Annotated in this window: 27 protein-coding genes; 15 read left to right on the plus strand and 12 right to left on the minus strand. The window is 69.6% G+C overall.

Annotation, left to right across the window (positions count from 1 at the left end):
- Nucleotides 1–26 precede the first annotated feature (26 nt).
- The 4 genes from T328_RS28725 to T328_RS28740 form a co-directional block, all read right to left on the minus strand.
- Nucleotides 27–917, minus strand: a complete 891-nt coding sequence (locus T328_RS28725) for an ABC transporter permease (RefSeq protein WP_496499110.1) — start codon at nt 915–917, stop codon at nt 27–29.
- A gap of 1 nt (nt 918) precedes the next feature.
- Nucleotides 919–1,863: an ABC transporter permease gene (locus T328_RS28730; RefSeq protein WP_496499111.1), complete on the minus strand. Its 945-nt coding sequence runs from the start codon at nt 1,861–1,863 to the stop codon at nt 919–921.
- Entirely contained in the window at nt 1,860–3,455 is a 1,596-nt protein-coding gene (locus T328_RS28735; RefSeq protein ID WP_496499112.1) for an ABC transporter substrate-binding protein, read from the minus strand. The genes T328_RS28730 and T328_RS28735 overlap by 4 nt, the downstream gene beginning before the upstream one ends.
- Before the next feature lie 581 nt (nt 3,456–4,036).
- Nucleotides 4,037–5,143 carry a hypothetical protein gene (locus tag T328_RS28740; protein WP_496499113.1) on the minus strand — a complete coding sequence of 369 codons (1,107 nt, stop codon included), beginning with the start codon at nt 5,141–5,143 and terminating at the stop codon, nt 4,037–4,039.
- 488 nt (nt 5,144–5,631) lie between these two features.
- On the opposite strand from T328_RS28740, the gene T328_RS28745 reads away from it, so the two are divergent.
- The 4 genes from T328_RS28745 (at nt 5,632) to T328_RS28760 (ending at nt 8,322) form a co-directional block, all read left to right on the plus strand.
- Nucleotides 5,632–6,003: a DUF7691 family protein gene (locus tag T328_RS28745; protein WP_496499114.1), complete on the plus strand. Its 372-nt coding sequence runs from the start codon at nt 5,632–5,634 to the stop codon at nt 6,001–6,003.
- A gap of 209 nt (nt 6,004–6,212) precedes the next feature.
- A complete protein-coding gene (locus tag T328_RS28750; RefSeq protein WP_496499115.1) occupies nt 6,213–6,845 on the plus strand; it encodes a hypothetical protein in 633 nt (210 codons plus the stop codon).
- A gap of 378 nt (nt 6,846–7,223) precedes the next feature.
- The gene (locus T328_RS28755) at nt 7,224–7,463 is read left to right on the plus strand and encodes a hypothetical protein (protein ID WP_496499116.1); all 240 of its coding nucleotides are present in this window, start codon (nt 7,224–7,226) and stop codon (nt 7,461–7,463) included.
- Between the two features lie 46 nt (nt 7,464–7,509).
- Nucleotides 7,510–8,322 carry a S1 family peptidase gene (locus T328_RS28760; protein WP_496499117.1) on the plus strand — a complete coding sequence of 271 codons (813 nt, stop codon included), beginning with the start codon at nt 7,510–7,512 and terminating at the stop codon, nt 8,320–8,322.
- 196 nt (nt 8,323–8,518) lie between these two features.
- On the opposite strand, the gene T328_RS28765 is transcribed toward T328_RS28760, so the two are convergent.
- The 3 genes from T328_RS28765 to T328_RS28775 form a co-directional block, all read right to left on the minus strand.
- The gene (locus tag T328_RS28765; RefSeq protein ID WP_496499118.1) at nt 8,519–8,962 is read right to left on the minus strand and encodes a GNAT family N-acetyltransferase; all 444 of its coding nucleotides are present in this window, start codon (nt 8,960–8,962) and stop codon (nt 8,519–8,521) included.
- Nucleotides 8,963–9,017: 55 nt separating this feature from the next.
- Nucleotides 9,018–9,590 (minus strand): hypothetical protein, encoded by a 573-nt coding sequence (locus T328_RS28770; protein ID WP_496499119.1) that lies wholly within the window; start codon nt 9,588–9,590, stop codon nt 9,018–9,020.
- 141 nt (nt 9,591–9,731) lie between these two features.
- Nucleotides 9,732–10,322, minus strand: a complete 591-nt coding sequence (locus T328_RS28775) for a Uma2 family endonuclease (protein WP_496499120.1) — start codon at nt 10,320–10,322, stop codon at nt 9,732–9,734.
- 253 nt (nt 10,323–10,575) lie between these two features.
- Between T328_RS28775 and T328_RS28780 the strand changes: the two genes are divergently transcribed.
- From T328_RS28780 to T328_RS28790, 3 genes are all read left to right on the plus strand, one after another.
- Complete coding sequence (locus tag T328_RS28780; RefSeq protein ID WP_496499121.1) at nt 10,576–11,265, plus strand: type 1 glutamine amidotransferase domain-containing protein; 690 nt, start codon at nt 10,576–10,578, stop codon at nt 11,263–11,265.
- A 217-nt stretch (nt 11,266–11,482) separates the two neighbouring features.
- Entirely contained in the window at nt 11,483–11,719 is a 237-nt protein-coding gene (locus T328_RS28785; protein WP_496499122.1) for a hypothetical protein, read from the plus strand.
- A 554-nt stretch (nt 11,720–12,273) separates the two neighbouring features.
- The gene (locus T328_RS28790; RefSeq protein WP_496499144.1) at nt 12,274–12,666 is read left to right on the plus strand and encodes a YndA family protein; all 393 of its coding nucleotides are present in this window, start codon (nt 12,274–12,276) and stop codon (nt 12,664–12,666) included.
- Nucleotides 12,667–13,295: 629 nt separating this feature from the next.
- Here the strand turns inward: T328_RS28790 and T328_RS28795 are convergent.
- Entirely contained in the window at nt 13,296–14,066 is a 771-nt protein-coding gene (locus T328_RS28795) for a DeoR/GlpR family DNA-binding transcription regulator (RefSeq protein WP_496499123.1), read from the minus strand.
- Nucleotides 14,067–14,139: 73 nt separating this feature from the next.
- On the opposite strand from T328_RS28795, the gene T328_RS28800 reads away from it, so the two are divergent.
- The 3 genes from T328_RS28800 (at nt 14,140) to T328_RS28810 (ending at nt 16,967) form a co-directional block, all read left to right on the plus strand.
- Entirely contained in the window at nt 14,140–14,298 is a 159-nt protein-coding gene (locus tag T328_RS28800) for a hypothetical protein (RefSeq protein WP_496499124.1), read from the plus strand.
- Between the two features lie 198 nt (nt 14,299–14,496).
- Complete coding sequence (locus tag T328_RS28805; protein WP_496499125.1) at nt 14,497–14,832, plus strand: winged helix-turn-helix transcriptional regulator; 336 nt, start codon at nt 14,497–14,499, stop codon at nt 14,830–14,832.
- 1,178 nt (nt 14,833–16,010) lie between these two features.
- Nucleotides 16,011–16,967 carry an aldo/keto reductase gene (locus T328_RS28810; RefSeq protein ID WP_496499126.1) on the plus strand — a complete coding sequence of 319 codons (957 nt, stop codon included), beginning with the start codon at nt 16,011–16,013 and terminating at the stop codon, nt 16,965–16,967.
- A 279-nt stretch (nt 16,968–17,246) separates the two neighbouring features.
- On the opposite strand, the gene T328_RS28815 is transcribed toward T328_RS28810, so the two are convergent.
- From T328_RS28815 to T328_RS28830, 4 genes are all read right to left on the minus strand, one after another.
- A complete protein-coding gene (locus T328_RS28815) occupies nt 17,247–17,672 on the minus strand; it encodes a PIN domain-containing protein (protein WP_496499127.1) in 426 nt (141 codons plus the stop codon).
- Nucleotides 17,660–17,911: a type II toxin-antitoxin system Phd/YefM family antitoxin gene (locus tag T328_RS28820; protein ID WP_496499128.1), complete on the minus strand. Its 252-nt coding sequence runs from the start codon at nt 17,909–17,911 to the stop codon at nt 17,660–17,662. Before T328_RS28820 ends, T328_RS28815 begins: the two co-directional genes overlap by 13 nt.
- 108 nt (nt 17,912–18,019) lie before the next feature.
- Nucleotides 18,020–18,424 (minus strand): hypothetical protein, encoded by a 405-nt coding sequence (locus tag T328_RS28825; protein WP_496499129.1) that lies wholly within the window; start codon nt 18,422–18,424, stop codon nt 18,020–18,022.
- On the minus strand, nt 18,421–18,684 hold the full coding sequence (locus T328_RS28830; RefSeq protein ID WP_496499145.1) for a hypothetical protein: 264 nt from the start codon (nt 18,682–18,684) through the stop codon (nt 18,421–18,423). The genes T328_RS28825 and T328_RS28830 overlap by 4 nt, the downstream gene beginning before the upstream one ends.
- Here T328_RS28830 and T328_RS28835 point away from each other — a divergent pair.
- The 5 genes from T328_RS28835 to T328_RS28855 all read left to right on the plus strand — a co-directional run bounded on the left by T328_RS28835 (nt 18,662) and on the right by T328_RS28855 (nt 23,568).
- Nucleotides 18,662–19,525 (plus strand): hypothetical protein, encoded by an 864-nt coding sequence (locus T328_RS28835; protein WP_496499130.1) that lies wholly within the window; start codon nt 18,662–18,664, stop codon nt 19,523–19,525. The genes T328_RS28830 and T328_RS28835 overlap by 23 nt on opposite strands.
- Nucleotides 19,526–19,782: 257 nt before the next feature.
- Nucleotides 19,783–20,181 (plus strand): hypothetical protein, encoded by a 399-nt coding sequence (locus T328_RS28840; protein ID WP_496499131.1) that lies wholly within the window; start codon nt 19,783–19,785, stop codon nt 20,179–20,181.
- A 162-nt stretch (nt 20,182–20,343) separates the two neighbouring features.
- Nucleotides 20,344–20,919, plus strand: coding sequence for a beta/gamma crystallin family protein (locus T328_RS28845; protein WP_496499132.1), 576 nt, complete (start codon nt 20,344–20,346; stop codon nt 20,917–20,919).
- 516 nt (nt 20,920–21,435) lie between these two features.
- Complete coding sequence (locus T328_RS28850) at nt 21,436–23,079, plus strand: substrate-binding domain-containing protein (RefSeq protein WP_496499133.1); 1,644 nt, start codon at nt 21,436–21,438, stop codon at nt 23,077–23,079.
- 102 nt (nt 23,080–23,181) lie between these two features.
- Entirely contained in the window at nt 23,182–23,568 is a 387-nt protein-coding gene (locus T328_RS28855) for a TOBE domain-containing protein (RefSeq protein ID WP_496499134.1), read from the plus strand.
- Nucleotides 23,569–23,574 lie beyond the last annotated feature (6 nt).

Here is a 23,574-nt window from a genome sequence, read left to right on the forward strand (position 1 = left end):
TGTGCTGCGTGCTGCGTACGGGGAGTTCAGGAGTCGGTGCCGCTGCGGCGCGGGTCGAGCAGGTCGCGCAGGCCGTCGCCGAAGACGTTCAGCGCCAGCACGATGAGGACGATCAGCACCGACGGGTAGATCAGCAGCGTGGGCTGGACCTCCAGGAAGTCGCGGCCCGCGCCGACCATCGTGCCGAGCGACGGCAGCGGCGGCTGGGCGCCGAGGCCGAGGAAGCTCAGGCCCGCCTCCATCTGGATCGCGAAGCTCACCGACAGGCTGAGCTGCACGATCACGGGCGCGGCGACGTTCGGCAGGATCGTGCGCAGCAGGATGGTGCCGCGCCCGGTGCCCATGATCTCGGCGGCCTCGACGTACTCCACGTTCCGGATCGCCAGCACCTGGCTGTAGACGATCCTGGTGAACCGCGGGATGTACAGCACGCCGATGACCATCACGACGTTGACCAGCTCGGGCCCCATCGCGGCGACGACGGCGATGGCCAGCACGATGGGCGGGAAGCTGAGCAGGATGTCGATGCCGCGCATGATGACGCTCGACGCCCAGCGCCCGCCGTAGCCGGCGACCAGGCCGAGCGCCGTGCCGATCGCGCCCGCGATGAGGACGGCCGACAGCGCGACCGCGAGCGACGTACGCAGCCCGATGAGCAGCCGGGAGAGCACGTCGCGCCCGTAGTCGTCGATGCCCAGCACGCCGCCCTGGGTGAGCGGGGCGCCGGCGATGTCGCGGTAGTCGTGCGGCGCGATGAGCGGGGCGAGCAGCGCGGCGGCGCAGACCAGCAGCAGGAAGCCGCCGGCGATCGACGTACGGCGGTTGCTCGCCAGGCCGCGCAGCAGGTGGCGGGCGCCGCGGCGGGGCGCGGCGGCGGCCGGTGCGGCCGGGGGAGCGGTGAGTTCGACGGTCGGCATGTCAGGCTTCCTCCGCCCGCGGGTCGAGGGCTCGTACGACCAGGTCGCCGACGAGGTTGACGAGGATGACGATGGCCGCGACGGCGAGGACGACGGCCTGGATGACCGGGTAGTCGCGCTGCCCGACGGCGCTCATCAGCAGCGAACTCACCCCGGGCCAGCCGAAGATCGTCTCCACCAGGACGGTGCTGCCGATCAGCGTCGTCAGCTCGACCGTCGTCGCGGACGCCACCGGCAGCAGCGCGGTGCGCAGCGCGTGGTCCTTGATCACCCGCTGCTCGGCGAGGCCCTTGGAGCGGGCGGTGCGTACGTAGTCCGCGGAGAGCGTCTCCAGCATCGCCGAGCGCGTCATGCGCGTGATGACCGCGCACGAGGCGGCGGTGAGCGTGACCACCGGCAGGATGAGGATCTGCAGGTGGGCCACCGGATCCTGCCAGGGGGTGGTGAACCGCTGCGGCGGCAGGACCGGCACGAGGAACGCGAAGACCATCAGCAGCAGCGTGCCGATGACGAACACCGGCAGCGAGATCCCGAAGATCGAGCCGGCGACGAGCGCGTGGTCGGCGGGCTTGTCGGCGCGGGTGGCCGCGACCCGGCCGAGCAGCACGCCGAGGGTGACCGCGATGAGCAGCGAGACGAGCACCAGCTCCAGGGAGTTGCCCAGCCGGTCCGGGAGGTCCTTCATCACCGGCCGGCTGCTCATCAGCGAGGTGCCGAGGTCGCCCTGGAAGAGCCGGCCCCAGAAGCCGAAGTACTGGCTCACGAAGGAGTCGTTCAGGTGCATCGTCTCGCGGGTCTGCGCGACCTGCTCGTCGGTGGCGCCCTCGCCGAGCGCGGCGCGCGCCGGGTCGCCGGGGATGAGGCGGACGAGGAGGAACACGATGGTGGCGACGGCGAAGAGCTGCAGCACCGCCTGCGTGAACCTGGTGAGGAGGAACCTTCTCATGTCTTGTCCATCCATATGCGGCGCAGGGTCACTCCGGTCCACGAGCCCTTGGGCGGGTGCCGGTAGCCCTTGACGTAGTCGTAGTGCGCCTCGCCCTGCTGGCGGCGTACGGTCCAGGTCATCGGCACCAGCTCCAGCGCCCGCCGCTCGACGTCCCGGTAGATCTCGTCGCGCAGCGCACGGTCGCGGGTGCGGCGGCCCTCGGCGAGCAGTTGGTCCAGGCGCTCGTCCGTGAAGTCGGTGTTTGCGGTGAACGTGCCGGAGCTGCCGAGGAAGTCGTTGAGGGAGGCGGGGTCGCCGAACTTCGGCGCCGTGCCCCAGGAGTGCACGGGGTACGACTTGGCCTCGACGCTGGCCCGGAAGGTCAGCCACTCCTGCTGGGTGAGCCGCACGTCCACCCCGGCCTCCCGGATGCCCGGCAGCATCGCCTGGGCGGGGCGGGCGATGACCGAGTACGTGCTGGTGGTGACGACCGGCAGCGTCAGCCCTTCCTGGCCGGCCTTCTTGAGCAGGAAGCGGGCCTGCTCGGGGTCGTGGTCCAGGGTGTCGTCGAGGGAGCCGGAATAGCGGGCGAAGGCGGGCGGCATCAGCGCCCCGTCGATCGGCTCGCCGTGGCCGAGGAGCGCGGTCTCCAGCACGGAGGGCCGGTTGATGGCCAGCGCGACGGCCTTGCGCACGCGGACGTCGTCGAACGGCGGCTTGCTGGTGACGAAGCCGACGAAGCCGAAGCCGAAGCTGCGGTCCGAGGCGAAGCGCAGCCGGGGGTTCTCGCTGATGACGTCGACGTGGGTGGCGGGGACGTAGTCGATCATGTCGACGGTGGCGGTGCGCAGGGCCGTGACGCGGGCGTAGTCGTCGCTCATCGGCTGGAAGACGATGGCGTTGAGATACGGCAGCTCGGGCTCGAAGTACTCGTCGAAGCGCTCGAAGGTGGTGCTCACCCCGGGGACGCGCTCCACGAACCGGAACGGGCCGGTGCCCATGACCTGCGTCATGGGGTCGGCGCCGGACTCGATCCAGCGCTGCGAGACGACGTTCGCGGTGGGGTTGGCGAGGACGAAGGGGATCGTGGAGTCCGCCTGCTTCAGGTGGAAGACGACCGTGGTGGCGTCGGCGGCCTCGACCTCCTCGACCATGTCGAGGAGCGGGCCGGTGGTCGCCGCGGTCTTCTCGTCCTGCATGCGGCGGAAGGAGAACGCGACGTCCTTCGCGGTCAGCCGCGAGCCGTCGTGGAAGCGGACCCCGGGGCGCAGCTTGACCTCGTACGTCGTGTCGTCGGCCCAGCCGAACTCGGCGGCGAGATCACCGATGATCTCACCGTCGCCGTCGTACTGGAGCAGGCCGTTGTACGTGAGCTGCCGCAGAAGGTCCGACGCCGCGCCGGTGGTGACGTGCGGATCGAGGTTGGCCGGGTCCGTGGAGAGCCCGAAGTGCAGCACCCCGCCCCGGCTCGGTCTGCCCGGCCGGGGCGTCACCTCCTCCATGGACGACGGCAGGTTGACCGGACTGCCGCACGCGGCCAGCGCCGCGCTGCCCAGCGCACCACCGCCCGCCGCGAGCAGGTGACGCCTGCTGAATGGTGACATTGACATCTCCACACATCGGGGCCAGGGGACGAGCCGTACCGGCGGTGGATCCACCGTGAATGTGGCATGTATACACGGGGTCCACACGGGGGTCAACGGGTGTGCGGGGCTTGATGAGGATCAGAAGCGGTGGTCAGGGCAGCGGCTGCGCCGGGGCGCGGCGCTGCCCGGGGGGCGGCGGGTCGGAGCGGGCGCCGGGGAGGCGGGCGCGCGGCTCCGGGAGCCCCGGGGGACGGACGTGGACCCGGTGGGGGGCGCGGGCGCGCAGGCAGGGCGGTGTAGCCCGGCCGGCGGCAGGCGTGCCCCGGCGGACATGGGGGTCCGGCCGGCCGGGCGGGGGCCTGGCGTGCCGGAGCGTAGGCGCGCGGCGGTCGTGTCCTGCCGAGTGGTGGAGGCGGCGCGCACCCCGCGGCGTGGCTGTCTCAGGTCCGGGCGCCGCCTTCGTGCTCAGCGCGGCGAAGAAGCCGCTGCCCGCGGAGGAGGTGCCGGCTGCGAGCGGGCGGTGGCCGCATGCCGGGGCCGTGACCTGCGGAGTCGTGGTGCCCAACCCGCTACACCACGTCGCGGGACGCGATCCGCGCGGCGACTCAGTCAGACAGCCGGGCGCGGGCCTCGGCGAACAGCTCCGGGTACGCGCTGCCCCAGGTCACGGCGGCGTGCGAGAGCGCGTCCAGGGCGGCCCGGAGCGGGTTCGGCTCGGCGGCGCCGAAGAGTGCGGGCAGTGCCATGGCCTGCTGCAGGGCGTTGTCGTGCCGGCCGTCCGGGGAGTCCACGAGGGTGTGCGGGACGTCCGGGTCGGCGAAGAGCCGGTCGAAGGCCCGCGTCATGTCGTCGAACGGCGCGGGGAGGTCCTCCCCGCGATCCACGGCGTCCAGCCCGGCGGCCAGCCAGCCGACGCGGTCCAGCCCCGCCGCGGTCAGCGCCCGGCGCGCGGCCCAGCGGGCGACGTCCCGCTGCACCGCCGGCCCCGCGGCGTCGACCACGTCGATCAGGTCGCGGTCCAGCCGGACCAGCAGCATCACGTTGCCCCCGGCGGCGCGCACCTGCTCGCTCGGTATCCGCCCGCCCCACCGCCGCCGCTCCGCCCGCTCGCGGGCTTCCGCGCGCTCGCGCTCCTTTGCCTCCCGCTCGCGCCGCTGGGCCTCCGCCAGCTCCTCGGGCGTGGGCGGCGGGGGGACCTTGCGGGCGACGCCGTGCCAGTAGGCCGCCTTCCGGGACGTCTGGCGGACGATCTGGTCCGGGGCCGGGGGTGCGGGCCAGAACTGCAGCAGGTAGTGGTCGACGGGCGGGCCGCCGTCGAGGACAGCCGACTCCGCGTCCGGGTCGACCTCCATGCCGCGTGCGCAATACCGCACCCGGTGGTCCGTCTCCGCCAGCTCCGCGGCGCACAGTTCCCCGTCACCCCACGGGAACACCGACGTCCTCGGCGAGGCGGGCAGGAACGAGACCTCGACGACCTCCTCCCAGACCTCCGCGACGGGCGGCTCCTCCTCGTGCACCTCGACGGTCAGCCCGACCCGGCCGGTGTGCAGCCCGGTGGTGAGGAACAGGTGCCCCGGCACGGCGGCCCCGCACAGCCCGTTGCGCTGCCCCGCGCGCGTGTCCCACCTCTCGGCCCCGAACGGGTCGGGCCGGCTGTCCACGTAGAACTGCATGTAGCTCACGTGGAGTTCACCGCTGTACACCGTCTCCATGCGGCCAAGTCTGCCCGCCGCCACCGACAACGGGACCCCTGCCGGGCGGACGTGGGTACGTTCAGTTACTTGGAGGTTCCTTGCCGCTGCCACTGATCCGAGTCGCCATCGCCCCGAAGAACGGCACCGCCCACTGAAGCTTGTTCATCCTGAAGTTGCTGGTCACGGGGCTGGTGTGAGCGGGCGGCCCGCCTCGGAGCCGCACCCGGGGAGGGGCCTAACGGGTAACGTGGCGGGCATGGATGGGCCGGACGCATCGGAGACGGGTGTAGCGGAGAACTGCCCGGGTCCGCACCGGCGGTGTCACGCCTGCGACGGCGAGTGGAGCCGCGCGAGACGCTGTAGGTGTCCGCCTCGGACCGGGCGCAGGGCGTGGCCGATCCCGCACCGGTGCTGGTACTGCCAGGGCTGCGACTAACGCTGCAAGCCCCCAGCCGCTGCACGCCCCCAGCCGCTGCACGCCGCCGCACTCCTGTTAGATTGACGCGGTGAGTTTTGGTCTGAGTCCGTACCTGCTCACCGGCTCCTTCCTGGACAACGACTGTTTCTCCCCTTTCAAGCACGGCTGGCTTGAGCAGGTGGACAAGGGCCTGACGGCTCTGGGAATCACCGCGGTGCGCGTGGAGTCCTTCGACTACCTCGATCTGCCCGATCCCCTGCCGTTCACCGACACGCCGGGCTGCGGTGAGTGGACACCGCCGCAGATCGCTCAGGCGCTGAAGCAGTTCGAGGCCACCGAGGCGGCAGGGCATGCCCCGCCGCTTGAGCCGCACGTCGTGGAGGCAGTCACGCAGTGCGCCGGATGGATGCAGCGCGCGGCTGAACGGCCCGGCTTCGGCGTTATCGCCTTCCGCACGTAAGGCCGTCAGGAGGACGGCCAGTTGACCCGGCCGTCTATGACGGCAAGCACCCTTGGCTCCACGTCCGCAAGGAACCTCGGCTTCAGTGGTGCGGACCTGTCAGGTCGTGCGGGGAGGGGGCGATCCCGGTGGATAGGCCGGAACCGGCTGGCGGGCGGGGGTGGGCGGCGCGCGGGGCGGTGTTCGCCGGCCTCCTGATCATGCCTCTCGTGTGCGTCGCCCACGCGTGCGCGGTCGTCTGGCTTTACCACAACCTGGGGAACATCACCTTCCTGCTCCTCCTGCTGCCTCTCATCCTCACCGTCGTGATCCTCGCGTGCGCCGTCATCCTGCTCTGGCTCGCCTTGGACCCGGACGACGACAGCCCCGACATCGCCATGGTGCTGGGGCTCGGCGGGCTGATGCTCGCGTACCTCTTCACCTACCCGGGCGCCGGAGACTGGATGCTCCGCTGGCAGGGGACCGAGACCACGTGCGCCGTGCTCGGCGTCGAGGACCGTCGGGAACTGGCCCCCTTCGCCGCCGTCGAGACCGACACCGACTCCGGCTGGGTCACCCGCTACGACTACGAGCTGGCGTGCGCCGACGACGGCGCGCCCGCGGAGATGACCGCCGACACGGGGGACCTGGCGGCGGGCCGGCAGGTCGCGGTGGTGTACGACCCGTCGGCCGGCTGGGGCACCTGGGGCGCCGCCCCGGTGGCGGAACTGGAGCCGGGCAACGACACGATGGGTCTGAGCGCCGGGTTCGTGATCTCCGGCACGGGGCTGTGGACGCTGTCGGTGCTCGGCTGCGCGGCGGCCTGCGCCCGGGCGCACGTCCGCCGCGGCGCAGCCGCGTGAATGCCCCCGTCCGGATGGACGTCCCCGGGACACGCTCCGCGTCCGGCTCCGGCTCCGGCTCCGGTTCCGGCTCCGGCTCCGGTTCCGGCCTGGCCCCGGCCGCGTGGGGCGCGGGCGCCGCGGTCTCGTCGGCAGCCGCCGCGGCGCTGGTGGTGATGCTCCGCCGGCGACGGAGCGGTGCCTCAACCGGAGGAGCACGAGCGGGCGAAGACCACTGAAGAGCTGGTCCTTATCGGTGAGTCGGCGGTAGCGGTGCGGGGTCAGAAACCGTCAAGGTCGCGCCCCAGGTGTGTGCGGCACGCTGGCGAACGAATCAAGCCGTCCCCGGCCCGGCGGGCGGCAACCCGCGGTCCACGCATGAACGTTGAAGGGAAGCAGATGAATTCACGCACTCTGCGCGCGGCCCTGGTCGTGAGCGGCCTGGCCGCAGCGGTGGTCGCCGGAGCGGCGGCTCCGGCGATGGCCCAGCCGCACGAGAGCACGGCCGTTCAGGCGGATGACGTACGGCCCGGGGACAACTGGCCCATGGGTGACACCTACCCCAAGGGTGGCGGTTTCCCCAAGGGTGACCTTTGGTCCAAGGGTGACGTTTTCATGCCCGACGGTGCCCGCCCCTGACGACTGCAGAACCAGAGAGCAGCGAATCACCGAGAGGGAAAATCAGATGCATCAGGCATGGGCTGGAAGCGTCCGGCGGGCACTGATCGGGGGTGCGGTGTCGGCGGCGCTTTCCGTCGGGCTGCTGGCCGGCTTCCACGGGAGCGCCAACGCGATCGTCGGGGGGACCGAGGCCACCGAGGAGGTGCCGTTCATCACGGCGATCGAGATGCTGCGGGACAGCGGCGAGTTCACCTTCCGCTGCGGCGGATCGCTGATAGACGAGCAGTGGGTGCTGACCGCCGCCCACTGCGTCAGCGACCGTGACACCGGCGCCGTCACCGCGCCGGAGAACTTCCACGCCCGGGTCGGCTCCAACGACCGCCTCGCCGGGGGCACCACTGCCAACGTCGAGGAGATCGTCGTCCACCCCGACTACTTCGGCGGATCCGAGCTGTTGAAGGGGGACATCGCGCTGCTCAAGCTGGACCGCCCGGTGTCCCAGGAGCCGGTCCGGATCGCTAACGAGGTGGGCGCGCCCGGAAGCGACCTGCGCTGGTACGGCTGGGGCGACCCCTACTTCGGCAACGAGATCTCACCCCGCTACCTCAACCAGCTGGACACCACCGTGACAGCGGACTCCGACTGCATGGGCGGCACGGAGTGGGACATCGCCGAGGGCGACTTCTGCAACAGCCCGGAGCCGGAGGCCGGTCTGTGCAGCGGCGACTCCGGGTCACCGGGGCTGCAGAAGGCGGGCGGCCGCTGGGAGCTCGTCGGCGTGGTCAGCCGCGGCTTGGGCGACGGCGAGTGCGCCGTCGATCCTGACGTGGGGGTGTCCGTGCCGGCGTACCAGGAGTGGATCGACAGCCACACCTGATCACCGGCTTCGTCCTCCAGCAGATGTCGCGGTCTGACCTGGAGTCTCGCTGGGCGACCGGCGTGTAGCGGGCCGTGGATCGGCCAGGGGCGGTCTCACCGAGACCGCCCCTCGGCCGTGCGCCAGCGCCCTGGTTCGACGCTGCCCCGTCACGACCAACCGCTCCAGCCGACGACTATCACCAAGGGAGACCGTTCTAAGGCGCCAGCTTCATGTCGATCCAGGTGGCCGTCTCGCCCGGCAGCACGTAGCGCTCGGTCTCGACGAAGCCGTTCTTGCGCGCGAACCGCAGCCCGCTGTCGTTGGTCGCGAGGACCACCGTCACTATCTGCTCCGCGCCCAGCTCCCACGCCTTGAACAGCCCGCGCGCGTACAGCTCCGCGCCGATGCCCCGGCCGCGGTGGTCTGCGAGGACGCGGGCGATGACGGTGGCGGTGCGGGTGTCGTCCTCGGGCGGGCGCACGGTGCTGCAGCCGACGGGGACGTCGCCGAGGTAGACGACCTCCAGGTGGTGACGCCGCGCGCGGTCCCGTACGTCGTCGAGGGACAGGTGGTGCGCGGGGATGGTCACGTTGTGGACGTACAGCCAGTCGCGGAGGGCGGCGTCGTCCACCGGCCGGAGGAAGCGGAGATCGGACACCCCGGCAGCCAACCCCGCGGACTGCCCGCGCGTCAACCGCGGCCCGGCCGCGGTGTCAGTGCCCGCCGACGGGCTCGGTGCAGCCGCCTTCCATGTACACGCCGTGAACGTCGGTTTCACCGGGCCAGCCGGTGTTGCCGCTGATGCACGGCCCGGCGCCGGCCACCGTGACGTCCCACCCGACCGCGGACGGGCCGGCCTGCTGGGCGCTGACGGTGTCGGGGGCGTAGCCGAGGTCTTCGAGGAGGAGCCGGATCCGCTTCTCGTCCTTCAGATCGGCGGGGTCGGCGTCCCGCAGCGCGGCGTCGATGAGCGCGGCGTGGGCCTCGCCGCGGCACAGCTCGTCGGGAGAGACGTCGGTGGTCTGCTTGTACGCGTGGTTCTCGGCGTACTTGGGATTCTCGGGCCCCGCGCCGGAGTCGCCGCCGTCGCTTGCCGCGGCAGACGGCTCCGCCGGTACGTCCCGGCACTTCTCCGCGACGTCCGGCCAGGCACGATCGTGTTCGGTCCGCGCGGCCTCGGCGTACTCCTCCGCGCTCGACGGCGACCCGCTGCCCGAGGCCGTACCCGATCCGCTCTCCTCCCCGCACCCCGCCGCAACGACCGCCCCCAGACAGACCGCGGCCAAAGCAACCGCCCCCCGACGCACCCCGGCAACCGTCATCACGCCCCCTGGTTTCAGCCCCGGACGATTCTGGCCTACCGCCACAAGTTCCGCAGTAGCGGCCGTCACCTTCCGGACAGAACGGCGGTCGGTGGGAGGCGCGGGTCAGCCGACGTAGTTCTTCAGGACCTCAGTGTCGAGCGTGACGCCCACCGGGTCGGGGAGAGTGACCTCCTCACCGAAGGGAGCCCGGTGGAGGTCCAGATAGCACCCGCGCTCAGGGTCGGGGTTGGTGTGCACGACGACCGTGCCTGCCTCGCGGTCCACCAGGAGGTAGACGGGGATGCCGGCCGCCGCGTAGGCAGCCGGCTTGTCCTGCCGGTCACGGCGGTCGGTGTCCCCGTCGTACGACGTGACCTCGACGGCCATCAGCACGCCTTCGGGGTCCGACCACTCACCCCGTCCCGCGAAGTACCCTTCTGGCGCCAGGACCCCGTCAGGGCGGGCGCGTCCTGAGCGGTACTCCTCGACCTTCAGCCCGCGTTCGTCCACGTAGAGAAAGAGATCAGGTCGGTACTGCATGCAGCGCTTCAGCAGCCACCTGACGATCTCGCCGTGATCTCCGTCCGGCACGTGCTTCTCCTCGATCCGTCCGTTGAGGAACTCCAACGTGACGGTCTCGGGTGTGGCTGAGGCGATCTGCTCGAACTCCTCCGCCAGCATGCGAGACGTGGTGCGTTCGGCCATAACCGTCATGGTGCCCTCCTTTCCAGTCGGGCGCCAGCTTCGCCCGCCCCGAGCACGGATGGGTCACATTACGTGACGAGTCACACCTTTGAGTGATCGCAGGTGTCACCAGTCCTGGGCCCTCGCCACGCCTCCGCGGCTCAGCCATAGCTTTCCCGATGGCTACGGGAGCCTACTTCTGTTGGTTCTCGATGGCCGGTCCGCTCTACGCTCGCCGCGGCGGATCCCCGCCCATTCCCCCGTAGCGCAGAAGGAGACCGGCATGTCCGGAACCGAGAAGGTCGCACTCATCCTCACCAGCCACGACAGCCTCGGCGACACCGGTAAGCCGACCGGCTTCTACCTCCCCGAAGCCGCTCACCCCTGGAAGGTGCTGTCCGACGCGGGTTACGCGGTGGACCTCGTCTCGGTACGGGGAGGCCGCCCGCCGATGACCGGTGAGGACCTGACCGACCCGGTGCAGAAGGCATTCCTCGACGACCCGGAGATGGCGCGCAAGCTGGAGTCCACCGCCCGTCCGCAGGACGTCTCGGCCGCCCACTACGCGGCGGTCGTCTACGTCGGTGGCCACGGCACCATGTGGGACTTCCCCGGCAACACCGACCTGGCGGGCCTCGCGCGGGAGGTGTACGAGGCGGGTGGCGCGGTCGCGGCGGTCTGCCACGGGCCGGCCGGACTGGTCGACGTCACGCTCTCGGACGGCTCCCACCTGGTCGCCGGGAAGAACGTCACCGGCTTCACCAACAGCGAGGAGGCGGCCGTCGGGCTCACCGACGTCGTCCCGTTCCTGCTCGCGAGCGCCCTGGAGGAGCGCGGCGCCAAGCACACCGGTGCCGCCGACTTCAGCCCGCACGTCGTCGTCGACGGACGTCTCGTGACCGGCCAGAACCCGGCTTCCGCAACCGGCCTCGGCAAGGCGTTGGTCGAGGTGCTCGCCGCGCGCACCGAGTGACGCCGAGCGGCTTGCGGAATCTGCGGAATCATCGGCGTGGCGACCGTGAACGTACACTCCATCCCGGCGCAGGCCCGGGCCCAGGCGCAGACTGCGCGGTGCGCGTCCGTGGCGCGTACGCCGCCCGCCCGGCCGGCGCCGTACGTCGTCGGCTGCTCCGCGTTCCGCGCCGGCGGCGGGGCGGCGGCGGCACCGGCTGCTGCCGGTCAACGTCACGGTGCTCATCGTCGACGTCACCGGCGCCGACCGCCTCGTCACCGGGGCCCGCTCCGGCTACGGCATCCACGCCACGCAGCGGTGGCGCGAAGGCGTCACCGTCGGCCTCACCCCCGCGGGTGCTGCGGCCCTGCTGAGGGCTCCCGCGCGGGAGTTCGTCGGCAAGACGGTGGCGCTGGCCGACGTGCTGGGGTGCCGGCGGAGGAATTGGAGCCGGGCAACAACACGGTCGGCGTGAGCGGCGGGATCGTGCCCCTCGGCACGGGGGGTGTGGACGCTGTCGGTGCTGGGCTGCGCGGCGGACGGCGTCCGCACAGCCCGGCGGTCTCGGCGGCGGGCGGCGGGGGCCCGGCCCGTACGGACGGATAGCCGGCCCTCGCGCCCTCACCCGCTCACGGCCGGTTGAACGCGCGACCGTCCTCGCGGTGCGATGTTCACGTCTATCTCGCGGCCTATCAATCGATGCTGCTCGTCTTCCTGGAACGGGAGATCGGGCTTGGGCCGACCGGCGCCAGCCTCATTCTTTCCGGCATGGGCTGCGGTGCCTTGCTCGGGCTGACCGAATGAAGGGAAGAGGGGGTTCCGTAGTCCGTGCACCGTGCACAACCGGCATACGGGAGTTGAGCATTGTGCACATTGCCCGGCAAGTATGACGTCCTTTACCGTTTTGGTGGCGGTCAATGTCAATTTATTTCGGCATCGGCGGAGGGAAAAGAATCGGCTCCGGCGGCGTCGGCTGACATTGTCGAGTCCGAGGCCGGCGTCACATGGAAACGAGGGACTGACGTGAGAATGCTCAAGTTGATCGGCGTTGCACTCTTTGCTTCCATGGCGGTTGCCGTCGGTGCGGGTAGCGCAACCGCCTCCGGAGGCTGGGACGATGCCGGCAGCAGCTCGTTCAAATACCGCGACACGTCGCTCCACTTGTGGTTCACGGGCTACGTCAAATCCACCGGCGGCAACTTCAGAGCGTGCGTCGACCCGACGGACCGTGCCCACGAGTATGCGTTGTGGGAGCATGACACCAGCGTCTCTAAGAAAGTCTCGTCGTCACGGTCCAGTTCAGGCGGCTGCCTCACTTTCAAGAGCATCGGGGACTATGTCGACGGCGACAACAACAGGGCGGAGTTCTTCCTCTCGACGACCGATCCTGAGGGTGGCGGCGGAGTCGTATTCTTCGACTGAGTGGCTCTCCAGAAGTTTTTGCCGCCAACCTGCACGACAGCCAGGCCCTGACCCCGCTCAGGTCGCGTCCCGCGAGGTGGCGTAAGCGATCACGAGCTTCGCCCTCCGGTGCCTGGCCCGCGGTGACCTCTCCTGGGGGGCTGGGCGCGTTGATGGGCAGAAGTCGAATGTGGGCCTGGTTTGTCGGGATTCTTTGGGTATGTTGCTGCGAATTCGTAGCGGTTTCGTTCCTCCGGAGGCTCTGTTCTCACCGTCCCCCGGCTGTGCGTTGGCGGGCAGAGGGCGAGGGGCGGATCTTCGTCGGCTTCGAGTTCGTTGACGGGCGGGCCGGCGGACTCCGCATCGGGTTCGCCGGAACCGCCTGCGGCCGACGCCGTAGACGCCCTCGGGGAGTTGGGCGTCCTGCCGGAGGTCGCCCGCGACTGTACGGAGACCCGCTGGGACCGGTTCGCCGCCGATCCGGCCGAGGCGGACCTGCTCCGGTGCGACGCGCTGCACACCGATACCAATCCCAGCACCTGCATCTCGGCGCCGACCGGATCCGGGTGGTCGACTGGGCATGGCCCACCCGCGGAGCGGCACTCGCGGAGGCGTCCTCTGACGCACACTCCGATCGCGAGCGCCTTGAATCATGTCGTGACGGCGCCTGGAGCGGGCTGTACCACTCTCACGCCCGCTTCCTCCAGCGCCGTACAGGTGGCGGAGTCTGACAGCGCGGTGGTCACGACCACATGCAGGTCCTCCGGGCCGCAGACCTTCGCCATACCGGTTCCTGGGAACTTGCTCGCATCGACGAGTAGCCCAACCTTGTCGCTGGCGGCGATCATGGCACGTCTGGCGGGCACCTCGACGACCGTGGCGTCCATCACCTGGCCGCCGGAGCGGACGCCGGCAGCACCCATGAAGAGCCAGTCAGCGTGCACCTGCCGGAGGTTGTCCTCAGCCATGAAACCGTCCAGCGAGTGGCACTCACGTATGACCATGCCACCCAGCAGCATCAGCGCAATGCCCTCGTCCTTGGCGAGTTCCTCATACACCGCGAGGTTGTTGGTGACCACAGTGAGTCGGCGCCCGTGCAGGTGGCGCGCTAATCGGTAAACGGTGGTTCCGGCATCGAGGATGATCGACTGGCCGTCCTCGATCAGCGCGGCGGCCTCGGCGGCGATTGCGTCCTTCTCGGACACCCGGACGTCGGCGGCCTCGGCGAGAGGCGGATGCGGCTCCCCGAGGACCGCGCCCCCATAGACACGGGTGAGCAGACCGTCCTTCTCCAGCTTGACGAGATCGCGGCGGACGGTCGCGACGCTCGCGCCCAGTTGCCCTGACAGGTCAGCCAGGGTGGCGTACCCGACGGACTCCAGCACCCGGAGAATGAATTGGTGTCGTTGGCCAGCCAGCACGCAGAGAGATGCTACCGGCCATCCGACGTGCAGCCCAGGCAGCTCCCAGCGCCGAGTACACCCCCGGAGGGGGGTGCGGAGTCTTCTCAGCGACCCCGTCACGACCACGGCCAAGGTCCCCGGCCTGCGCGAGGACCGGTTCGAGGCATTCACCCAGACCGCCAAAAAGGGCTGTCTGATCTCCCGCCTCCTCAAGAACGAGGCCACCATGGACGCAACGCTCGTGCCATAGCCGGAGAGTCGGCCGGGGCTGCGCGGCTCCTGACCCCACCGCCACGGGCACACCCCCCGAAGCCCGCTGACACTGCCCGAGAAGCGCACGGGCGAAAGTCGGGACAGGTCGCCGGGCCTGGACAGCGGGTCCGCAGCCCCTGCGCTGCGCACCCGGCTGCCCGGTCCTGTGCACAAGGGCTGGCCTTACTATGGAGGAGTGAGTCAGGGCAGCGAACCAACGAATCTCGGGGCGCCGCGCGTGTGCTCGATCGCCGATGCGCTCGGCATCGTAGGCGAGCGTTGGACCTTGCTCGTCCTGCGCGAGCTGAGCTTCTTCGGCGTGCACCGCTTCAACGACATCCAGACGAACACTGGCGCGCCCCGCGAGACGCTCGCGCTGCGGCTGCGCAAGCTCGAGGAGGCCGGACTGGTCGAGCGCCGCCGCTATTCGGAGCATCCGCCGCGCGACGAGTACGTGCTCACACCGGCCGGCCAGGCCATGGGCCCTGTCCTGCGAGAGCTGCGGGCATGGGGGGAGACGTACGCGCAGTGACGCCAGGGCTTCGCGGCAAGCCCTCCGCCCGCTCCTTCTCTGCCTGGGCGCACCCCCTCCAGAACGGCCCCGGGGCGAGGGGGGAGACCATCTCGCCGCGCCTTGTGTGACATCGATCGTCCCAACAGGTCCAAGGATTCCGGGCGCCGACCACGGACACCTCGGTCCGACCGCTGCGCGCCCTCGCCCGGACCGGGATCTCGGTGCCGTCGCGGCCAGGCCGCATCCAGGGCCTACCTGGCCGCCGCCGGCGACCTGCCTCCAGCGGAAGCCCCCAAAGAAGTAGGTCTTTTTTTCGGACTCGCTATGCTAGGGTGCTCGTGAGTCGGTAAATCGAACTTACTGAGGCCGAGCGCTATACACCGTGCACCGCGCCATCCGGGCCGGAACGGAGCCAGCATCCAAGCCCGGCCTGTTCTCCCGCGGTCCTCGGAGTACACCGCCGTCATCCGGCGCGCGTCCCGGGCCCTCCAGCACACAGAAGGAGCTTCACCATGGCTGCCGCCCAGGCCGTTCTCGGAGTCGACAAGGTCACGTCCGGCTACTGGCGCGTGACTTTCCAGAACCCGCCGATCAACCTCTTCGACCCGGAGACATCCTCGAGCTGATCCAGACGCCGGCGGCCAAGGCCCGAATCGGCCTCATGATCTCCAAGGGCTTCCAGCAGGACAGCGAGACCGAACTCAACCTCCCCAACGTCGTCGCCCAGCTCACCGACGAACTCGCCGCACAGGCCTGACCCAGGTCGGCTGGCAACACCGCAACCGGAGGTACCTCGTGACCACTGACACCCACTCCTCGCCGGCCGCCCCCATCCGCGCGACGGTCTTCGTCGGTCGCTGGCCGAATGTCCCGGCCGAGGAGTTTCCCGGCGTACCGAACGGCACCTTCTCGCCCACCACGGCCACGCTCGTGAGCGGCGCCACCGAAGTGGTGCCCCACCGCCCATTTTCTGCCCGCGACCCGGGCCCCCTGTCAGCAAGCCCTCCTGCTGCTCAGCTCACTGGCCGCACTCACGATCACCCGTCGGCGCAGCGCCGCCCCCGTGTCCTGAGCGCCGTCCGCTGCGAGGCACTGGGCCGCCCGTCCAGGGCCGGGCGGGTATGCCGGATTTTCGAGAACACCATCCCCGACAAAGCGCCGCCCTGCGGCCACAACACCGAACAGAGGACCACCACATGGGCTGGATCGCCACTACCCCCGAGGAACGCCGCATGCAGCTCGGCAGCTTCCTGCTCGGCACCGGTGGAATCGGCGGGATCGCCGGAGCCACGGGACCTGGGATCGGACTGTCGCAGGAGGAAGGTCACAAGCTGATCGACCGGGCCCTCGACAAGGAGGGCATCAAGGTCCTGGACACCGCTGACATCTACGCCGCCGGTGCCAGCGAGCGCATCGTCGGCACCTGGAATGCGGCTCACCCGGACGCGGACGTCCTCATCCAGACGAAGACCGGCGTCACGGCCGAGGGCGCGAACCTCGCGCCCGACCGCGTGCGCCGCCAGCTCGCGCACAGCGTCGCGGTACTGGGCCGCGTCGACCTTTACATCGCCCATCGGGTCGACCCGAACACACCCTGGGCCGAATCACTGCCGGTGTTCAGCCACGCCGTCGAAAGCGGTGTGATCCGCGCCTACGGCCTGTCCAATGTCAATGGGGCCGCCCTCAGCTCCGCGCTGGAGAGCGCAGACCGTCTCAAGCTCGTCCGGCCCGAACTGGTCCAGAACCAGTACTCCCTGCTGGCGCGCGGCGACGACCAGGATGTGCTGCCCATCGTGCGCAGCGAAGGGCTGGCCTACACCCCGTTCTCCCCCCTGGCGACCGGACTGCTGGCCGGCCGCTACAGCAACGGGGAGCAGCCCGCGCACGGAAGCCGCGCCAGCATCGCCTCCCGTAACGCCCACTACCTCGACGACGAACAGGTCATGGTGAAGATCCGTGCCTTCGACCGCCTCGCGGCCGAGCACGATGTCACCTCGGCCGGTCTCGCGCTCGCCTGGTTGGTCAACCATCCGCTCGTGGCCGCGCCGATCGTCGCTCCCAGCAAGGAGTCGCATTGGACGGCCTGCCACGAAGCTCAGAAGCTGCCGTGGACCAGCCAGGTCGCAGACCGGTTGGACAGTCTGTTCAGCTGAGGCCAGGCGGTACCGGTCGGCGCCCGGCACAGCGACGTCCTCGGCAGCGCGTCAGTAACGCAGTGCCCGGCGCCGGCGTGATCAACGCACGGTGCCGGGCACTTTCTGAGCAGGAGTTCGAGCCACACGCGTGAAGCGCTGCCCGCGAGAACGCGATGCCCGGCTTCGTCCGGTAGGACGGCCGCTTGAGGTTCTGAGGCAGGAGTCCGGCACTGGGCGGAGCGGGCACGCTGGGGGCGTTGGCGCTCCAGGAGGAGAACCACGAGTCCAGCAGGACCCCTATGGGACGGGGATCATCTCTGCGGCCACGCCGGGTAGTTCATCGAACTTCGCTTTGGCGTCGGTGGTCATCACCGTCCGGTTTGTGGCAATCGCCGTCGACGCGATGATCAGGTCGTGCGCACCGCGCGGCTTGCCAAGCCTCCGGGTGTACGCCAGCAACCGGGCATGCACACGCGCCACATCCAGCGTGTAGTCATCCACCGGGACTATGGCGAGCACCGCGTCGACGAATCCCTGACGACGGCGTGTGGTCACCTCGTCCGCCGCGAGTTCAACGCCCTGCAGCAGTTCAGCCGCCGTGACGGCAGCGATGGTGATGTCGTCATCCCGGGCGCGCAACAGCTTGGCCAGCTCAAGCCGGCCGCGATCGACCGCAGCAAGGACACCGGTAAGGACACCGGTGTCGAGGATTACCCTTCCCACGGGTCCTCCAGAGCCAGCAGCTCACGGGTCTCCAGCACATCGGACGCGAAGTCCTCGTCGAGGGCCGCGGCGTGTGCTTCCAGCACGTCGGCAAGCGCAGCGCCGTTCCCGCTGGGTGCGGGCCCAAGGATCGCCAGACGTATGCCGTTGCGGGTGATCACGATGGTTTCCCCATGCGCCACCTGGTCCAGCACCGAAGCGAAGCTCCGGGAAGCCTCGCTTGCGCTCATCATCCTCATGAATTCAGAATGTCAGAAACACGCTGGTAAATGAGGGTGAGATGCCGGGGCTGCCGGTTCCGGGTGCGCACCCCCGCACCTGCGCCACCCTGCCGACCGGGTCCTCGTTCAGATGCCTTGAATCGTCACCTGCGGCTGGTCGGCAAGCAGCTTGGACAGGTCATCCACATCCGAGGTGAAGACGATCACGGCGCTCCGCTGATCGAGTGCGGCGACCGCGAGGAAGGTGTCGATCACGTACTTGTGGCCGTGCATTCCAGAGGCGCGGCGGAGTTGCTGGGCCGATCGGGCCTGGTCCAGGCCAAGGGGATGGACCACCAGTCGCGAGGTGATCCAGTTCCAGCGGGCTCGCTGGATGCGGCCGTCGTCGGCTTCGACGATGGTCATTGGTGTGACGACGACGGGAATCCCCTCACGTCTCGCGTCCTCGATGAGTGGGGTGATCGCTCGATCGCCCCTCACTGCCCTGGAGAGCGCCTCGCAGTCGAAGACGTAGACAAGCGTTTCGGTCACGCTGCGCCCTTGCGCGATGCGGCGATCTGTGCGGCGATGCGGGACAGAGCGGCCTCACGGACGCGGCGGGCCTCTGCCAGTTCCTCGTCTGTGACGGTGCCGTACTCCTCCTGGAGCCAGTCGGACAGTTCACCGAGTCGGTCGATGCGATCTTGGCGCACAAGAGCCTCTGTGGCATACGCCGACAGCTCACGTTCTCCGATGCGCTCACGGATCGAGCTCAGGAGTTCTTCCGGGATGGTGACGGTCACCCTCTTCATGCTCATACTGGAAATCATACTCCCCTCGGATCCGGATCCGGATCCGTTCTCGGGTGGCGGGGCGGCGGTACGGCACCGGCTGCTGCCGGTCAACGTCACGGTGCTGATCGTCGACGTCACCGGGGCCGACCGGCTCGTCACCGGGGCCCGTGCCGGGTACGGCGTCCACGCCACGCAGCGGTGGCGCGAGGGCGTCGCCGTCGGGCTCACCCCGGCGGGTACCGCGGCGCTGCTGGGGGTCACGGCGCGGGAGTTCGTCGGCGGGACGGTGGAGCTGGCGGACGTGCTGGGGCGGCGGCGGGCGGCGGAGTTGGCGGAGCGGGTGGCCGGGGTGCCGGGTGGGGCGGCGCGGCTGGGGGTGGTGGAGGAGCGGGTGGGGGCGTGGCTGGCGGCGGCGGCCGGCGGCCGGAGCGGGGGCGGGGTCGCGGCGGCGCCGGACGGCCCGGTGGCCCGGGCCTGGCGGCGGCTGCAGCGCCCGGGGCCCCGGATCGCGGTGCCGGCGCTGGCGGATCGGCTCGGGGTCAGCCGGCGCTGGCTGGAGTTGCGGTTCCAGCGGGAGATCGGGCTGTCGCCGGGGCGTGTGGCCCGTATCGCCCGCCTCCAGCACGCCCTCGGCCGGCTCGCCCGCGCGGCGGCCGGCCCGGTGGCCGACCCGGCGTTCAGCCCGGTGTCCGGATCGGCGTCCGACCCCGCGCCCCACCCCGCGACTGTCGGCTCAAGGGCGGCGGCGTGTAGCTCAGGTGACCAGCAAGCGTCACCCTCATATACAACCTCGCCCTCAGATCGAACTGATCGCAGTCCTCTGAGACCCCCTCACAGAACCGTCATGTCGCTGCCCTGATTGATAGGGACAGGTTATGTCAGATTCCATCAAGGTTTCTCACCAGAAGCGTATGCCAGAGTATAGGGGAACTTACGTCCCCCCGGATGCGGCCCCACTCCTTGAGCAGCGTGCACACTTCGACAGGCCGAACTGGAAATCGTGCACGTTGGCCGGAGGTGCGGTCTCGTCTATCGTCTCAGCAATATCCATCTGTCTCCAGGTGTAGGACACCAGGGATAGAGGGACGACAATTCAGGAAGAGGAGAAGGGAAACAGTGAACGCGCGAGCGAAGCGTATTATGCAGCGAACTGTCGTCGGAGCGGGCGCGACGGTGCTGGCAGCGAGTGTGGTGGCAAGCGGGTCGGCCTCCGCCGACTCCGGTTGGAGGCAATCGCCCGGCGGGGGCTGTGTGGCAAAGTGGTACTCGGCAACCAACACATTCCTTGCCCAGGACAACAAGGACAACAACGGTCGAGATTGTACGCTTGCGTTTACATTCAAGATCAAGGACGGAAAGCCGAACGGCATCATAGAGCAGCATTTCCTGGGGGATGACGTGTCCGCGATCAAGGCAAAGAACTACGATGGAGACAAGTGGATTCTTTTCCAGGTGTGTGAGTTGGGCGGGGATGACGGGGAAGACTGCACGAAATGGGGGAAGTACCTCACCTGACGCCTCTTGCGTCCACTGAGTGGCTTCTCTGAATGCTGAACTCGCCTTAGGAACCTCTGACTGACAGACGGTCAACAGTTCCTTGACGGCTCGTCTGTGAAACTGTACGCGGACTGAAGTGATCCGCACCCAAGAACGGGAGATCCATTGGCTACTTTCCGAATGCGGGCCGGAGTCGTCGCGGCAACGACCGGGGTCATCCTGCTTGGCGGCGGTGTTGCGTCGGTGCACGCTGATCAGCCGGAGCGCGCCCGGCACTGCGTGGTGCACGTGAGCACCGACACCATCGCCTGTTACGAGACTTTCCGTGAGGCCATCAGCCAGGCGACCGGCGGATTCATCAAGGATGCGCCCATGGACGCTAGGGCCGCTATCGCTAGCGAGGGGTTCACACAGGAGATCAACTCGATGGTGGAGGCGGATGGATCGCCGCGCACCGGGGTCAAATCCGTCGTAGCCTCAATCCAGTTCTCCGATAAGAACGGGCAGGGCACGACACTTACCGCCAAATCGGAAAGGGGATGCGACGACAACGCCGACGTGGACGGTGAATGGCGGGACGTCGACAATATCAGCCCGGCGTGGGACGATCAAATTTCGTCATTTCGAGGCTACTCGAAATGCCAGGTGAACATGTGGGAGCATCCGGGGTTCAACGGGGCGAACAACGGTTGGCAGAGCAGCGACATGGACATGGGGGCGATGAATAACCAGGCTTCCTCGATTCGCTGGCGATGATAATGACCCCAGCCGGGACACGGAATAGCTTCCTTGTGTCGTCCTGACTTCGTCGACCGCCGCAAAGACAGGGCATGACGCTTCCTTGTCTGCGAGGGCGCGGACCCCGGATCTGGATCCGGGGCCCGCGCCCTACTGGTGGGGTCAGTGACATCGCCAGCTGAAGCGGGCCTGGTCGAAACGGCGGCGGGGCATCACCTGACGCATCCGGCCGAGCGCCTACGCAAACGACTCACAGCCTGATCAACCAATCCACGCGTGGCAACGGCCCTTGGAGTCCGCCCACGTTCACCAGGACTCTGCTCGCCGGGGTCGGCCCGGCCAGGGCGTACGGCGGCGGGCTGCTGGCTCCGCCCCCGCGGCGGAGCGGTTGGGCGAACAGAACGTGTCGTAGATGGCCCCGGGATGAACACTGGCCGGACTTTTCCGGCATCCCTGGCAGCTTCCCGCGCCCGCTCCTCACCCTGGTCTCCTCCCAACTACTGCACAGTTCAAGGGGATTCGGGTGACGCGGCGGTGAGCGAACGGATCGAGCAGTGGATCGCGATTCTCAGCCTCGCGTTCCCCGTCCTGGCGTTCCTGTGGGAGTTCGCCGTCATCGGCCGCAAGCGCCTGGGCTACCGCGTGCAGATGGACACGCTCGCCGCCGACGCCGCCAACAAGCCGTACGCCGGCGTGCTGGGGGACATGCAGCACGACGGCCACCAGCTCAAGGACCCCTCGTTCGTCCTGCTGCGCATCGAGAACGCCGGCTCGGCGAAGATCGTCTCCGACGACTACCTCGCCGACCTCGCCGACCACCACGGCATCAAGGTCACCTTCCGGAACCGCCGGGTCACGGCCGTGGTCCTCACGGATCCGAGCGACGACTTCCTGCGCGACTTCTTCTTCGAGGTACGGACGGAAGGCGACACCGTACGGGAAGTCGTCGCCAAGCCCGGCTTCCGCCGCCACAACGACGAGTCGGACCGTACGGGCACCATCCGGCTGCCGCGCGTGACGCTGCCCCGCGGCGCCGAGTACAAGGTGCTCGTCGTGCTGGAGCGGTGGCCCGACGACGACGGCCGCGACCGCTTCCCGCCCCCGGTCGTCCAGGGCACCGACGGGCTGGACCGCTGGTACGACCCGCTCGTGCGGTTCCTGCGGCTGCGGGCGACCCGGACCGAGAGCCACGTCTTCGCGTCCCGGCCGGCCTGGTGGGCCATCTGGATCCTGATCGCCGCGGTCGTCGTCCAGGCCGGCTTCACGCTCTTCCTCCGCGACGACCGCCGGCCCCCGCTGGGCTGCGTCGGCGGCACCCTGTACCTGCACGGCTCCACCGCCTTCGAGCCCGCCGTACGGGCCGCCGCCGCCGACTACGCCGCCCGGTGCGAGGGGGCGGACGTGTCAATTCCGCTGGACGAGGAGACCTTCCGGGGCAGCACCGACGGGGTCACCGAGCTGGACGAGGCGGGCAGGGACGCGAAGATCCCGGTAGGCAAGGGGCTCCGCAACCACGTGGCCTTCACCGACGGCCTCGCCTCCGAGGGCCACCCGCGGCTGCTCCCCAGGCCGGTCGCCTTCTCCGTGTTCACCCTGGTGGTCAACAAGGATGCGGGGGTAGAGAACCTGACGCAGGATCAGATCAAGGGCATCTTCGCCGGGGAGTACGAGAGCTGGGAGGAGCTGAACGGCAATCCGGTGCCCATCCACGTGGTCAACCGCGAGCCCGGCTCCGGGACCCGCGGCAGCCTGGTCGCCAAGGTGCTGGACGGCGACGAGCCGCGGCAGTTCACCGAGACCGACTGCGCCGCCATGGACGCGCGGCGGTACGGCCGCTGCGAGGTCAGCGGTACGGACACGATGCTGGACGCGGTCACCGCGAGGTCCGGCGGCATCGGCTACAGCGAGGCCGCCGCCGTCGACAGGCACGCGGGCGTCCACAGTCTCGTGAAGGTGAGGATCGACGGCAGGGCCCCGACCGTGGCGGGCGTCGAGGACGCCGGCTACCCGTACTGGCAGACCGAGTACGCGTACACCTACGGCGATCCCCCGGCGGGCTCGATCGCCGCGTCCTTCCTGAACTTCCTCACCCAGCAGACCGGCCGCGACATCCTGCACGACGAGGGCCACGGCCTCTGCTCCGAGACCGAGAACACGGGGGAGTGCCGCCCGGTCTGACCTCCACGCGCGGCGCATGCGCGAGGATTTTTCGGAGGCTGCTGGGTTTGTGCTAGGTGGGTGCCGATTTTCGTCTTGCAGATGCGGCGTTATGATCGGCGCATGCATACGTACCGGATAGGAGACGCCGCCGCCCTGCTCGGGGTCAGCGCCGACACCGTCAGGCGCCTGGTCGACGCCGGGAGGCTGACCGCCGAGCGTGACGAGGCGGGGCGGCGGATCATCCCCGGGGCGGGCCTCGCGGCGTACGCGCGGGAGGTGCGCCGGGCGGAGCGGGAGGCGACCGGGTCCTCCGCCCGTAACCGCTTCGCCGGGATCGTCACTGAGGTGCAGATGGGGGACGTCTCGGCGCAGGTGGAGATCCAGGCGGGGCCGTTCCGGGTGGTGTCCATGATCAGCCGGGAGTCGGCCGAGGAGCTGAAGCTGGAGCCGGGTGTTCCGGCGGTGGCAGTGGTCAAGTCGACCAACGTGGTCGTCGAGAGACCGTAGACGTCT

The sequence above is a fragment of the Streptomyces sp. CNX435 genome, assembly GCF_059570575.1.